Origin of the sequence: Pseudomonas sp. R2-7-07 (assembly GCF_003852355.1) — a bacterium.
Taxonomy (GTDB): Bacteria; Pseudomonadota; Gammaproteobacteria; order Pseudomonadales; family Pseudomonadaceae; genus Aquipseudomonas.
This window is the reverse complement of the sequence record NZ_CP027759.1, coordinates 1,720,495-1,733,007: the sequence shown is the minus strand read 5'-3', so window position 1 is coordinate 1,733,007 and position 12,513 is coordinate 1,720,495. Positions and strand designations below refer to the sequence as shown.

At 60.6% G+C, this 12,513-nt stretch carries 13 protein-coding genes; 8 read left to right on the top strand and 5 right to left on the bottom strand.

What is annotated here, in order from left to right:
* Positions 1 to 119 precede the first annotated feature (119 nt).
* Complete coding sequence (locus tag C4J86_RS07885) at positions 120 to 998, top strand: helix-turn-helix domain-containing protein (RefSeq protein WP_124361755.1); 879 nt, start codon at positions 120 to 122, stop codon at positions 996 to 998.
* Positions 999 to 1,026: 28 nt separating this feature from the next.
* Here the strand turns inward: C4J86_RS07885 and C4J86_RS26820 are convergent, their stop codons facing one another.
* Both C4J86_RS26820 and C4J86_RS07880 read right to left on the bottom strand, forming a co-directional pair.
* On the bottom strand, positions 1,027 to 1,203 hold the full coding sequence (locus tag C4J86_RS26820) for a hypothetical protein (RefSeq protein ID WP_164484515.1): 177 nt from the start codon (positions 1,201 to 1,203) through the stop codon (positions 1,027 to 1,029).
* 98 nt (positions 1,204 to 1,301) lie between these two features.
* Positions 1,302 to 2,207 (bottom strand): LysR family transcriptional regulator, encoded by a 906-nt coding sequence (locus C4J86_RS07880; protein ID WP_124370005.1) that lies wholly within the window; start codon positions 2,205 to 2,207, stop codon positions 1,302 to 1,304.
* A 105-nt stretch (positions 2,208 to 2,312) separates the two neighbouring features.
* On the opposite strand from C4J86_RS07880, the gene C4J86_RS07875 reads away from it, so the two are divergent.
* From C4J86_RS07875 to C4J86_RS07855, 5 genes are all read left to right on the top strand, one after another.
* Positions 2,313 to 3,179 carry an MBL fold metallo-hydrolase gene (locus C4J86_RS07875; protein WP_124370004.1) on the top strand — a complete coding sequence of 289 codons (867 nt, stop codon included), beginning with the start codon at positions 2,313 to 2,315 and terminating at the stop codon, positions 3,177 to 3,179.
* Between the two features lie 34 nt (positions 3,180 to 3,213).
* Complete coding sequence (locus C4J86_RS07870) at positions 3,214 to 3,828, top strand: NAD(P)-dependent oxidoreductase (protein ID WP_124370003.1); 615 nt, start codon at positions 3,214 to 3,216, stop codon at positions 3,826 to 3,828.
* 241 nt (positions 3,829 to 4,069) lie between these two features.
* Positions 4,070 to 5,476 (top strand): saccharopine dehydrogenase C-terminal domain-containing protein, encoded by a 1,407-nt coding sequence (locus tag C4J86_RS07865; protein WP_124370002.1) that lies wholly within the window; start codon positions 4,070 to 4,072, stop codon positions 5,474 to 5,476.
* A 91-nt stretch (positions 5,477 to 5,567) separates the two neighbouring features.
* Positions 5,568 to 6,755 carry a cyanate transporter gene (locus tag C4J86_RS07860; protein ID WP_124370001.1) on the top strand — a complete coding sequence of 396 codons (1,188 nt, stop codon included), beginning with the start codon at positions 5,568 to 5,570 and terminating at the stop codon, positions 6,753 to 6,755.
* 138 nt (positions 6,756 to 6,893) lie between these two features.
* A complete protein-coding gene (locus C4J86_RS07855) occupies positions 6,894 to 7,835 on the top strand; it encodes a LysR family transcriptional regulator (protein ID WP_124370000.1) in 942 nt (313 codons plus the stop codon).
* A gap of 81 nt (positions 7,836 to 7,916) precedes the next feature.
* Here the strand turns inward: C4J86_RS07855 and C4J86_RS07850 are convergent, their stop codons facing one another.
* Entirely contained in the window at positions 7,917 to 8,840 is a 924-nt protein-coding gene (locus C4J86_RS07850) for a LysR substrate-binding domain-containing protein (RefSeq protein ID WP_124361748.1), read from the bottom strand.
* 110 nt (positions 8,841 to 8,950) lie between these two features.
* Positions 8,951 to 9,097 carry a hypothetical protein gene (locus tag C4J86_RS26815; protein WP_164487766.1) on the bottom strand — a complete coding sequence of 49 codons (147 nt, stop codon included), beginning with the start codon at positions 9,095 to 9,097 and terminating at the stop codon, positions 8,951 to 8,953.
* 197 nt (positions 9,098 to 9,294) lie between these two features.
* On the opposite strand from C4J86_RS26815, the gene C4J86_RS07845 reads away from it, so the two are divergent.
* Complete coding sequence (locus C4J86_RS07845; RefSeq protein WP_124369999.1) at positions 9,295 to 10,602, top strand: MFS transporter; 1,308 nt, start codon at positions 9,295 to 9,297, stop codon at positions 10,600 to 10,602.
* On the top strand, positions 10,599 to 11,357 hold the full coding sequence (locus tag C4J86_RS07840) for a substrate-binding domain-containing protein (protein ID WP_124366227.1): 759 nt from the start codon (positions 10,599 to 10,601) through the stop codon (positions 11,355 to 11,357). Before C4J86_RS07845 ends, C4J86_RS07840 begins: the two co-directional genes overlap by 4 nt.
* Here the strand turns inward: C4J86_RS07840 and C4J86_RS07835 are convergent.
* Positions 11,349 to 12,251, bottom strand: a complete 903-nt coding sequence (locus C4J86_RS07835) for a LysR family transcriptional regulator (protein WP_124369998.1) — start codon at positions 12,249 to 12,251, stop codon at positions 11,349 to 11,351. The two genes, C4J86_RS07840 and C4J86_RS07835, sit on opposite strands and share 9 nt — an antisense overlap.
* Positions 12,252 to 12,513 lie beyond the last annotated feature (262 nt).

Here is a 12,513-nt window from a genome sequence, read left to right as displayed (position 1 = left end):
GTGTGGCTGACATTTTTCACTTGAGCGAGCAGCATAAGAAGGTGAAAACTGTTTCAAAGCCTGCGCTTTTTGCCAATCGGGGCGATTACCGACCACTTCCTGAGTATCGGATTGAAACCATGACCAACACCGCGATTCCGGTCTTCAAGCTTTACGGGGAAAGCCAACAGTGGCCGACCCCCGATTTGTTGCACTGCGAAACCATTTCCCGGCGCAGTCGGGAATACCAGTGGGAAATCCAACCCCACCGGCACGCGGACCTCTGCCAGCTGCTGTACGTGCACAAAGGCCAGGCACACCTGGAAATCGAAGGCCAGCGCACCACGCTCAACGAAGCGAGCCTGCAGGTACTGCCGCCGCTGTGTGTGCACGGTTTTCGTTTTTCCGAAGATGTCGAAGGTTACGTGGTGACCCTGTCGGCGCCCCTGGTCAGCCACTTGCAGGCGCAACTGGGCAGCACGGTCGATGGCCTGCACGCCCTGGGCAACTACCCGGCGGGCAAGGACAGTGATTACCTCAACAACCTGTTCACCCGTTTGCAGGACGAGTACGCCGACGATCAACCGGCACGCGACATGATGATGCACGCCCTGGTCAGCGTGCTGCTGGTGTGGGTCAGCCGCCAGGCGATCCAGCGCCGCCACCCCAGGGTGCCACGCAGCCGTGAATATTTCCGGCGCTTCACCCAGTTGGTCGAACAGCATTACCGCGAACACCCCAAGATTGAAGACCTGGCCCACAAGTTGGGCATCTCGGTCTCACACTTGAATGGGACGTGTCGGGAGTTGGGCGGGCAGCCAGCCTTGCAGATCATGCATGACCGCCAATTGCTGGAGGCCAAGCGCCTGCTGACGTACACCAGCATGACCATCAATGAAATGTCGGAAGTGCTGGGGTTTTCCGACCCGACCAACTTCTCACGCTTGTTCCGGCGCAGGGTCGGATTCTCACCCAAAGCGTTTCGCGAGCAGCTGAAGGCCGATAGCCCGCAGCATTAAACATCGGCGGCTTGCAGCGCGTCCGGCATCAACGCAAGGCACTGAAACTGCCGCTGCGGGGCACACACATATCCTGATGGCAACTGATCGCAAAGGTGGGCTGCATGCGCGTCTGTTCCACGCGATACGCGGCCGTCCCGTAAAGCGCGGTAGCCAATGCGCACAGGCTGAAAATCATCAGGTACTTTCTGGTTTTAATACTCATGACACACCTCTGAACAGATCTATACGGTGCTGTTTAAAGCATAGGTCAGTCCGGGCAAGTTGCCATGATTGCAGGCCATTCAGCCCGTTTATGTCGCCTCAGAGACCGACATCCCAAGCAGGCGCCTCGGGAAACCGCAGCACCAGAAAATCCAGCAGGCTGCGCAACGCCGAGGGCATGTGCTTGCGCGAGGCGTACACCGCATAGATATTCATCTGCCGTGGCTCGGCCCCCGGCAGCAAGCGCACCAGTTCACCGCTGCGGATCAGGTCGCCGGCCTGATAGCTGGGAAGCATCGCCACCCCTGCCCCCGCCAGCGTGACACGCAATAATGTGCTGGCCTCGTTGGCGGTGATATTGCCGTGTACGGGCACCGACACATGCTCGCCGTTTTCCTCGAAATGCCACAGGTTCTTGCCGAAGTAGGAGTGGGTCAGGCAGTTGTGCCGGGCCAGGTCTTCGACTTTCTGCGGCGCCGGATGCACCTGCAGATAAGCCGGCGTGGCGCATACCACCGAGCGGCATACGGTCAGGCGCCGGGCGATCAGGTTCGGGTCCAGGTCGTTGCTGGTGCGAATCGCTAGGTCGATGCGCTCATCCACCAGGTTCACCGTGCGATCCAGCATTTGCAGATCGACCGTCACCAACGGGTAGCGTTTGACGTATTCGGCAATGGCCGCGCCCAACTGCGCCTGGCCGAACGAGGTGCTGACACTCAGGCGCAGCAGGCCCCGCGGGGTCTCATCGGGCTCGCTGACGGCGGCCTGCATATCAGCGCACAGTTCCAGCAATTGCCGACAACGCGGCAGGGTTTCACTGCCGGCGGCCGTGAGGCTGAGCTTGCGCGTGGTGCGGTGCAGCAAGCGCGCGCCGACCCAATCTTCCAGTTCGGCCAGATAGCGCGAGACAACTGGGCGCGACAGGTCCAGATGATCGGCGGCGGCAGATTGACTGCCCAGGTCCACCACGCTGACAAACACGCGCATTGCTTGAAGACGATCCATGATTTGCCCGATTTCAGAAACAAACTATGTCCCAGCATCGCATTTTTTGTGATGTTTTATGCAACTAAGCTCTGTGCACCCCTTACCGATGGCAGGAGCTGCCCGATGTTCTCGACCTTCAAACGCTTAACTCTGGCGACAGCCGCCCTGGCCTTCAGCGCCCACGCACTGGCGGCAGAGTTGAAACTCGAGGTGTACAACCCCGGCGAAGCCGCGATTTTCCCGGTCAGCTCGGTGCTGGTCAGCGGTGCCAAGGACGCGATCCTGGTGGACGCACAATTCGGCAAGGGCCAGGCCGAGCAACTGGTGCAGAACATCCGCGCCAGCGGCAAACACCTGACCACCATCTACATCAGCCACGGCGACCCGGACTACTACTTCGGCCTCGACACGCTCACCGCCGCATTCCCTGAGGCGAAAGTGCTGGCGCCCCAACCGGTGGTCGACCATATCAACGCCACCGTCGCCGCCAAGCTGGCGTTCTGGGGCCCGAAAATGGGCGCCGACAAACCGGCCAAGACCGTCGTGCCACAGGTGCTCGAAGGCCACAGCCTGACGCTGGAGGGACAGGAGTTGGAAGTCATCGGACTGGACGGCCCGCAGCCGGATCGCAGTTTTGTGTGGATTCCGTCGATCAAGGCCGTGGTCGGCGGCGTGGTGGTCGCGCAAAACATTCACCTGTGGATGGCTGACACCCAGACCCCGCAGTCCCACAAGGATTGGCTGGCCACCTTGCAACGTATTGCAGACTTGAAGCCGACCACCGTGATTCCGGGCCATTACCTGGGCACGCCATCACCGGCCTCGGTCACGTTCACCGCCGACTACGTCAAGGCCTTCGACAGCGAAACCGCCAAGGCCAAGGATTCCGCCGCCCTGATCGCGGCGATGAAAAAGCGTTACCCGACCCTCGCCGACGAAAGCTCGCTGGAATTGAGCGCCAAAGTCGCCAAGGGCGAAATGAAGTGGTGAATGGTTTTAAACCCTGACCTGACTGGAGAACGTCATGAGCAAGATCGCAATCATTGGTGCCACCGGCCGTGCCGGTAGCCAACTGCTGGAAGAAGCGCTGCGCCGTGGGCATACCGTCACCGCCATCGCGCGCAATACCGACAAACTGGCCGCACGCCCAGGCGTCACGGCCAAACGCGTCGATGCCCTGGACGCCGATGCCCTGCAACAGGCCGTGAGCGGCAGCGATGTGGTGATCAGTGCGGCGCACTTCGCCACCTTGCCTGCCAGCGCCGTGATCGGCCCGGTCAAGAAGGCCGGGGTCAAACGCCTGTTGGTGGTAGGTGGCGCCGGTTCGCTGCTGCTGCCGGACGGCAGCCGGGTGATCGACAGCCCGGGCTTCCCGGCTGAATACAAAACTGAAGCCAGTGCGGGGGCCGAGTTCCTGGAAACGCTGCGCCAGGAAAAGGAGCTGGATTGGACCTTCCTGTCGCCGTCGGCCCTGTTCGATGGAACCGAGCGCACCGGTAAATTCCGCCTGGGCCAGGATGATCTGCTGGTCAACACTGATGGGACAAGCTCGATCAGTTTTGCCGACTACGCCATTGCCATGCTCGATGAAGTGGAAACCCCCAAACACTCGCGCAAACGCTTCACCGTTGGCTACTGACACCCGCCAATTAAGCGAAAGTAGTCCATTGTAAGAGCGAGGCGCCCGCCTCGCTCTTACAATGGCATTAGGGCAAGCCACCTCCCGCATGTGTGCAGCCAATCCATCAGCGGCTGTGGATGCAGGAGACTATTTTGAGCTGTGGATCACTTCAACTACCCTGTTAATTCTGCCAGTAGACGCCTGGGTACAACGCCGTAATATTCAAGCCATGCACCGTGTTGATGCACAAGGAGGCTGCATGGCTAAGTTATCGATATTTTCCGGCAATCTCGTGGTGATTGGCTTTGGCTCGATCGCCAAAGCCACGTTGCCGCTGTTGCTACAACAAGAAACGCTGATCCTGCGAACCATCACTGTGATTGCGCCCGTGCTTGAGCAAACTTCATGGTTTGAAGCCAACAACATCATCTTTATCCAAGCGCACCTGGACGAAGACAACTACGAAGCCCTGCTTGACCGATATGTCGACCGCGGCGACTTCCTGCTCAATTTATCCGTGGACGTCAGCTCCATCGCCCTGATGACTTACGCCGCCCATGCAGGCGCGCTGTACCTCGACACCTGTATCGAACCCTGGGCTGGCGGTTATATCGACCCGGCACTGTCCAGCGCCCAACGCACCAACTACGCCTTGCGCCAGCAAATGCTCACGCTGCGCAACAAGCTCGGCAAGGGGCCTACGGCGGTGGTCGCCCATGGCGCCAACCCGGGCTTGATTTCACACTTGCTCAAGGCCGGCCTGATGCGGTTGGCTGACGAGTTGAAGCACCCGGCGCCCCTCGCTGACGGCCAAGTGCAATGGGCGCGCCTGGCGATGCAGATGGGGGTCAAGGTGGTGCATATCGCCGAGCACGATACGCAACGCTCCACCCAGCCCAGACAAGCCGGAGAGTTCATCAATACCTGGTCGGTCGACGGTTTTATCAGCGAGGCCGGGCAGCCAGCAGAGTTGGCGTGGGGCACCCATGAACGACACTGGCGCAAAGACGCACGACGCCATCGTACCGGGGCGAAAAACGCGATCTATCTGGATCACCCCAGCGCCACCGTGCCCGTCAGAACCTGGACACCCGTGGCGGGCAGCTGCCTGGGCCTGCTGATTACCCACCATGAAACCTGCTCATTGGCCGATTACCTGACGCTACGCGAACACGACGAGGTGATTTATCGCCCCACGCTGCACTATGCCTACCGCTGCTGCGACGACGCACTGTTGTCGATCAACGAGTTGATCGGTAACGACTGGGCGCCTCCGCGCAGCAAACGGGTGATGGGGAGTGAAGTTGCCGACGGCGGGATCGATGCGCTCGGGGTATTGCTCATGGGACATGCCTTGAATGCCTATTGGTTTGGCTCGATGCTGTCGGTTGACCAGGCGCGGGTTCTAGTGCCGTTCAATACGGCCACCAGCCTGCAGGTCGCCGCAGGGGTGTTCGCAGGAATGGTCTGGGCGGTGCGCAATCCTGACCGGGGTATCGTCGAGGCCGAGGATATGGACCATACGCCTATCCTCGACACGGCCGCCCCCTACCTCGGGCGTGTGGTTGCGCAGCGAACCGACTGGCGGCCGACCCATACGAGCGCACAGGACAAACGCGACGACATTCAATACCCGTGGCAATTTGCGCAATTCGCTGGGGCATAAAGCATTTTTTCAATAGCCCCAACGACTTTCTCATTTGCCTGCCCTCGCCCACCCGTGGCCTGATTCGCCCTGGTTCATTCAAGGCAGGCCCATGGAAAACGTTCAGGCAAAACCCACCACCGCCGTGTGGCTGATGATCAGTGTGGTGCTGGTCGCCCTCAACCTGCGCCCGTCGATGGCGGCCGTGGGGCCTTTGTTGTCGTCGATTCGCGCTGAGGTGCCGCTGAATTTCAGCAGCGCGGCCTTGCTGACCATGTTGCCGGTGATGGGCATGGGCCTGGCGATGTTCTTTGGCATGGGCCTGGCCAGGCGCTTTGGCGAACACCGCAGCATCGTGGTGTCGCTGCTGGTGATCGGCGTGGCGACAGTGTCGCGGCTGTGGCTGGATTCAGCGCTGGAGCTGATTGTCAGCGCCATTGCCGCAGGCATCGGGATCGCGCTGATCCAGGCATTGATGCCGGCGCTGATCAAGTCGCGCTTCAACGCTGACGTTTCGTTGTTCATGGGCCTATATGTCACCGCGATCATGGGCGGCGCGGCACTGGCCGCCTCGTTTGCGCCCTTTGTGCAAGTGCACACCGGCAGTTGGCGCATGGGCCTGGCGATATGGGCGGGGCTGGCGCTGCTGGGGCTGGTGTTCTGGTACGCCCAGCGCTCGGCGTTGCCGCCCTTGCCGCAGGTCGACAGCGGCCCGCAGGCGTGGTTTTTCGGCAATCGCCGGGCCTGGCTGCTGGCGCTGTTTTTCGGCCTTGGCACGGCGTGCTACACCTGTGTGCTGGCGTGGCTGGCGCCGTATTACGTCGAGCAAGGCTGGAGCGAACAGCAGGCCGGTTTGCTGCTGGGTTTGCTGACCGCCATGGAGGTCGTCTCCGGCCTGGCGACTCCCGCCATCGCCAATCGCCGCCGGGATAAACGCGGCGTGGTCGCGGTCTTGCTGGTGCTGATCATCATCGGCTTCTGCGGCCTGATCCTCAGCCCGCAGCACCTGAGCCTGGTGTGGCCGTGCCTGCTCGGCCTGGGGATCGGCGGCCTGTTTCCGATGAGCCTGATCCTGTCCCTCGACCACCTCGACAACCCGCGCCGTGCCGGTGGCCTGACCGCGTTCGTGCAGGGCATCGGCTACCTGATCGCCGGCCTCTCGCCGCTGATCGCCGGGATGATCCGTGACCAATTGGGCAGCTTCGAATGGGCCTGGTGGTCATTGGCGGCCGTGGTGGTGGTGATGCTGCTGATGGTCACTCGCTTCAATCCCGCACATTACGCGCGGCATATCCGCTGAGGTCGTGTTGTAAACACTTTTTGTCCCACTCAAAACATAGAAGAGTCCTACAGAGCTTTCTATTGGCACGAGCGTTCCGTTAACATTTTAAGCAGTCTTGTACTGAGTTCGGTACAAAGGGTTTTACGGACGGAACCGATGCTAAACAGTAACTTGCTCAGAAAGCTCGATATGCAGGACTTGATGGTGTTTATCGCTGTCTACGACCAGAGCAGCGTTACCGACGTGTCCGAAACGCTGTTCGTCAGCCAATCCACCGTGAGCTACAGCCTGAAGAAACTGCGCACCAGTTTCGAAGACGAGCTGTTTATCAACACCCGCGCGGGCATGCGTCCGACGTACAAGGCCACCACGATGTACGGCCATGTGCAGAAAATCCTCGAAAGCATCAACCTGTGTCACGCCGGTGGCCAGGCCTTCGACCCGACCCGCGAGGCCGTGACCTTCAATGTGTGCGCCCCGGAATACTTCGAACAGCTGATCCTGCCGCGCCTGCTGAAAAACTTCGACCGCGCCGACCTGCCGGTGATCGTCAACGTGCGCAAGCTGGAAGCCGAGATTCCCGCCGATGACTTGCGCGAAGGCCGCCTCGACGTGGTGATCTGCTTCGGCCCGAATTTTCACCGTGCCCATAAAGACTTCAAGACCCAAATGCTGCTCGAAGATGACCTGGTATGCGTCTTCGATAAACGCGCGGCGCCCCGGGAACCGGCATTCGGCCTGCAGGCCTTCGTCGAGCGGCGCCACGTGTTTCCCACGCCCTGGACGTCCGACACCAACATGATCGACGGCTGGCTGGCGCGCCAGGCCCACAAACGCCAGGTGATCGCGCGGGCCAACAGCTACAGCGCGGCGTTGAAGATGATCAGCGGCACCGACTTCATCGTGACCCTGCCCCGCCGCGTGCAAAAGCTGCTGGCGTCGACTGCGGCGTACGGGTTTTGCGAAGCGCCGAATGGTCTGCCGGGCTTCACCCTGGATATGCAGTGGAATGAAACCAGCGAACAGGACAACGCCAATACCTGGTTTCGCGAGCAAGTGGTGAAGGTGTGTGAGGAGCAGCTGCAAGCGGCAAGTTAAAGCGGCAAGCGATGCCGGGGTGGCTGTCAGCTTGGCGCTTGCAGCTTGTCACTCCCTGCGGCTTCTTTGCGAAACGGTGAATCAGACTTGGACGCCGAGCCCTCGATCACTCATGAACGCCTCCAGCCGCGAGCGCATCCAGCGTTCTGCCGGGTCGGTGTCGACGTGGCTGAGCCAGACCATCGACAAGTCCAGGGTCGGCGTTTCAAATGGAAACGCCTCGCAGAACAGGTTCCCGCCGGCGGCCATGGCCTGGGCCGTGTAGTCCGGCAGGCTGGCGATCATATCGGTGCCAGCGAGCAGCGCCGGTAGCGAGCTGTATTGCGGCACCGACAGTACCACGTGCCGCTTGCGGCCGATCTCCGCCAGCCATTCATCGGCAAACCCGGCCACATTGGCGGTGTGGGACACCAGCACATGGGGCCGTGCGCAATATTCGTCGAGGGTCAGCGGTGTGTCGGACGCATCGGCGCGCAACAGGCAAGGCCGGATATGCCGCAACAGTTTACGCTTGGCATTCGCCGGCAGGCCGCGGGTCTGGGTGATGCCGACGGTGATATCGCCGGAGGCCAGCAGGTCGGGAATGCGCCAGTAATCCACATGCTGTACCACGAACACCACCTGCGGCGCCTCCTGACGCAGAGCCCGCAGCAACGGCGGCAGCAGGCCGAATTCAACGTCATCGGACAGGCCGATACGAAAGGTCATGGTGCTGATGGACGGGTCGAAATCATGGGTCAGGCTCAGGGCCGACGACAGCGAATCCAAGGCCGGCGACAAGTGCTGGATGATTTCCTCGGCGCGTGCGGTGGGCTCCATGCGGTGGCCGACGCGAATGAACAACGGGTCATTGAACAAAGTGCGCAGACGATTGAGGGCCGAGCTGATGGTCGGCTGGCCGAGAAACAGCTTCTCCGCCACCCGGGTCACGTTGCGCTCGAGCATCAGCGCTTCGAAGACCACCATCAGGTTGATATCGGCCTTGCGTAATTCATTGCGATTCATCGGCGCCTGCCCCTTCCCCAAGACAAGCCGCAGTTTAGAAAGGCAATGGGGCGGCGTCTATGTCGGTCGACGCATCGGGTTTCCACAGTTGGCTCGCGTCGTCCCTGACATCAAGGTTTCAAAGGGAATTCCTGATCCCGCTCTGAAAGCTCAGTCCCATCGTCGGGATGCTTCCAGGTTTGCGGTTTTTCTTCCTCAGGTCGTTGCCGAGGCTGTTCTCGCTCCGGCTCATTGTGCTGTTTGTGTTCGTCATCCATAGCCACCTCCCATTCGTAAGCATTGAACCCAGCTTCAAGCGTAGAACAGGACCGACAATTCCGACGGCTCTTTCGATTGATAGCCAAGACGCATCAATCTATCCAAATTTGTCACTTATCATTTCTAAATGTGTCAGCCACTATCCCAAGTCTTAAGCGAAACAAGCACTTTAAAAAGAACGCTGGAGACACAAACCATGACTAGCCCTTCCCGGCCTGCGGCTGCTTCCTCGAAAGTAGGCGCCGTACTGCGCGTTACATCGGGCAACTTTCTCGAACAGTTCGATTTCTTTCTGTTCGGCTTCTACGCCACCTACATCGCCGCTGCCTTCTTCCCCGCCGCCAATGAATTTGCATCATTAATGATGACCTTCGCCGTGTTCGGTGCGGGCTTCCTGATGCGGCCGTTGGGCGCGATCATCCTGGGTGCCTATATCGATGACGTGGGTCGGCGCAAAGGCTTGATCGTGACCCTGTCGATCATGGCCAGCGGCACGCTGTTGATCGTGCTTGTGCCCGGTTATCAAACCATTGGCCTGTGGGCACCGTTGCTGGTGCTGCTGGGGCGTTTGCTGCAGGGCTTCTCGGCCGGTGCGGAATTGGGCGGTGTATCGGTGTACCTGTCCGAGATGGCCACCCCGGGCCGCAAGGGCTTCTATACCAGCTGGCAGTCGGGCAGCCAGCAGATCTCGATTGTGGTTGCGGCCGCACTGGGCTATGGCTTGAACGTATGGATGGAGCCGGCCGTCGTCGCCGACTGGGGCTGGCGCATTCCGTTCGCCGTCGGTTGCGTGATCATTCCGTTTATCTTCGTGCTGCGGCGCAACCTGCAGGAAACCGAAGAGTTCGCCAACCGCAAGCACCGCCCGACCATGCGTGAAGTGATGGCCACCCTGGTGAAAAACTGGACCGTGGTGATTGGCGGCATGCTGATGGTGGCCATGACCACCACCGCGTTCTACCTGATCACCGTGTACGCACCGACCTTCGGCAAGACCGTGCTGCAACTGAGCACCTCCGACGCGCTGCTGGTGACGTTGCTGGTAGCGGTGTCGAACTTTGTCTGGCTGCCGATCGGCGGCACCCTGAGCGACCGCTTCGGCCGCAAGCCGGTGCTGGTGGCCATGACGGTGCTGACCGTTCTTACGGCTTATCCTGCGTTGTCCTACGTAGTCAACGCGCCAAGCTTTGCGCATATGTTGGAGACCCTGTTGTGGTTCTCCTTCCTCTACGGCATGTACAACGGCGCGATGATCCCGGCGCTGACTGAAATCATGCCGGTAGAAGTGCGCGTCGCAGGCTTCTCCCTGGCCTACAGCCTGGCAACTGCGGTGTTCGGTGGCTTCACGCCCGCGATCTCCACCTGGTTCATTCACATCACCGGAGATAAAGCGTCGCCGGCTTACTGGATGATATTCGCTGCGCTGTGTGCCCTGTGTTCTACCCTGGCGCTGTATCGCCGCGCCAATGCCCGTGGCCAGGTCATGCAGGGGGCCGCACAATGAAGCCGCTGTTCAAAACCCTCACGGCCTTGGTCCTCGGCGCCCTGGCGCTGTCAGCCCAGGCTGAGGAACTCAAGGTGATGACCTCCGGTGGCTTCACTGCCGCGTATAAATTGCTCGGCCCGCAATATGCCAAGCACAGCGGCGACACCCTCGACACTATCCTCGGCCCGTCCATGGGCAAGGCGCCGGAAGCGATTCCCAACCGCCTGGCCCGTGGCGAACACGCCGATGTGGTGATCATGGTCGGCTACGCCCTGGATGAGCTGATCAAACAAGGCAAGGTCGACCCCGCCTCCCGCGTGGAACTGGCGGATTCGCGGATTGGCTTGGTGGTCAAGGAAGGCGCGGTCAAACCATCGATCGGCACCGATGCCGAACTCAAGGCCGTGTTGAGCAAGGCCAAGTCAGTGGCGTATTCGGACAGCGCCAGCGGTGTGTATGTCGAGAAAGAGCTGTTCAAAAAGCTCGGCATGCCCGCCAAGGGCACTATGATCGAACGGGTGCCGGTGGGCGAACAGGTGGCCAAGGGTGACTACGAAGTAGGCTTGCAGCAGGTGGCGGAATTGTTGCCGGTCAAGGGCGTGACGTTTGTAGGTAAGATCCCGGAAGACGTGCAGTCCGTTACGCGTTTTGCAGCGGGCATTCCGGTAAACGCCGAACATCCGCAAGAGGCCAAGGCGCTGCTGCAGTTCATGGCGTCGCCCGAAGCCCAACCGGTGGTGCAGTCCACCGGACTGGACTCGGTGTCACGCTGACCGAAACGGCATCTCCCGCACCAGCCGCTCCAACTCCAGCGCCGCCGGCGGCAATGTCCGCCCGCGGCGCTTGATCAAGCCCACATTGCGCATCACCTGCGGTTCCACCAGCGGCACACTCACCAGGATCGGGTGTTCGCACGCCGGCATCGCAATCGACGGCACCATCGCCACGCCCAATCCCGCCTCCACCAACCCGATCATGGTAGTCACGTGGTGGGTCTCGCAGATACTCGGCTTTTTCACACGCACGCCGCGCAGGGCCTGGTCCAGCAGGAAGCGGTTGCCCGAGGTTTTGTCCACCGTGATGTAGTCATGCTCATAGGCTTCGATCCACGTCACGCTCTCACGCGCGGCCAACGGATGGTCACGACGACAGGCCAGCACATAGCGCTCCTGCAGCAACAACTCGAACTCCACTTCATCGGCCAGGCTGCCGCTGAAACTCACGCCAAAATCCGCCTCGCCACTTTCCACCGCATTGCACACTTCACCGGCACTGGCATCCAGCACCCGCAGGCGAATTTTCGGATACAGCTTGTGGAATTCGGAGATGACGTGCGGCATGAAGTAATACGCGGTGGACGGCACGCAGGCGATGGTGACGTTGCCCATGCGCGTGGACGCGACGTTACTGATGCCCATCAAGGCGATGTCGAGATCGTCGAGCATGCGTTCGACCTGGGGCAGGAACGCCCGCCCGACCATGGTCAGGCTGACCCGCCGCGTGGTGCGCTCAAACAGTTTGACGTCGAGCGCGGATTCCAGCTTTTCGATACGCCGGCTGAGGGCCGGCTGGGAGATTCGGATGGCCTCGGCAGCGCCGCGAAAACTGCCCTTGTCTACCACGGCGCGGAAGGCTTGGAGGTCATTGAGGTCGAAGTTGATGATCACGGGAGGCAGGCCAAAGTGGTCGGGGTGGCGGGCATTATCGTATGGGAGCCGGTGGGATGCCATGCGTGCTGGGGGGAGCTGGCCGAGATAGCTCTGTTACACATATGAAGTCATACATATCAGCAGCTTATCAGCGTCCCCAGACCACGCAATCGCCAAAACGGGTCAATACTTGCGGCCTGACCTACACAACGGGAGAGGCAACACCGCATGGAAACCTATCACTTCTGGATGGACGACGAGACGCCGGATATCGGCATCG

What these genes read in the sequence shown, in the direction of transcription:
- C4J86_RS07885 (WP_124361755.1), top strand. Translation starts at nt 120, where the DNA reads ATGACCAACACCGCGATTCCGGTCTTCAAGCTTTACGGGGAAAGCCAA.
- C4J86_RS26820 (WP_164484515.1), bottom strand. Translation starts at nt 1,203, where the DNA reads ATGAGTATTAAAACCAGAAAGTACCTGATGATTTTCAGCCTGTGCGCA.
- C4J86_RS07880 (WP_124370005.1), bottom strand. Translation starts at nt 2,207, where the DNA reads ATGGATCGTCTTCAAGCAATGCGCGTGTTTGTCAGCGTGGTGGACCTG.
- C4J86_RS07875 (WP_124370004.1), top strand. Translation starts at nt 2,313, where the DNA reads ATGTTCTCGACCTTCAAACGCTTAACTCTGGCGACAGCCGCCCTGGCC.
- C4J86_RS07870 (WP_124370003.1), top strand. Translation starts at nt 3,214, where the DNA reads ATGAGCAAGATCGCAATCATTGGTGCCACCGGCCGTGCCGGTAGCCAA.
- C4J86_RS07865 (WP_124370002.1), top strand. Translation starts at nt 4,070, where the DNA reads ATGGCTAAGTTATCGATATTTTCCGGCAATCTCGTGGTGATTGGCTTT.
- C4J86_RS07860 (WP_124370001.1), top strand. Translation starts at nt 5,568, where the DNA reads ATGGAAAACGTTCAGGCAAAACCCACCACCGCCGTGTGGCTGATGATC.
- C4J86_RS07855 (WP_124370000.1), top strand. Translation starts at nt 6,894, where the DNA reads ATGCTAAACAGTAACTTGCTCAGAAAGCTCGATATGCAGGACTTGATG.
- C4J86_RS07850 (WP_124361748.1), bottom strand. Translation starts at nt 8,840, where the DNA reads ATGAATCGCAATGAATTACGCAAGGCCGATATCAACCTGATGGTGGTC.
- C4J86_RS26815 (WP_164487766.1), bottom strand. Translation starts at nt 9,097, where the DNA reads ATGGATGACGAACACAAACAGCACAATGAGCCGGAGCGAGAACAGCCT.
- C4J86_RS07845 (WP_124369999.1), top strand. Translation starts at nt 9,295, where the DNA reads ATGACTAGCCCTTCCCGGCCTGCGGCTGCTTCCTCGAAAGTAGGCGCC.
- C4J86_RS07840 (WP_124366227.1), top strand. Translation starts at nt 10,599, where the DNA reads ATGAAGCCGCTGTTCAAAACCCTCACGGCCTTGGTCCTCGGCGCCCTG.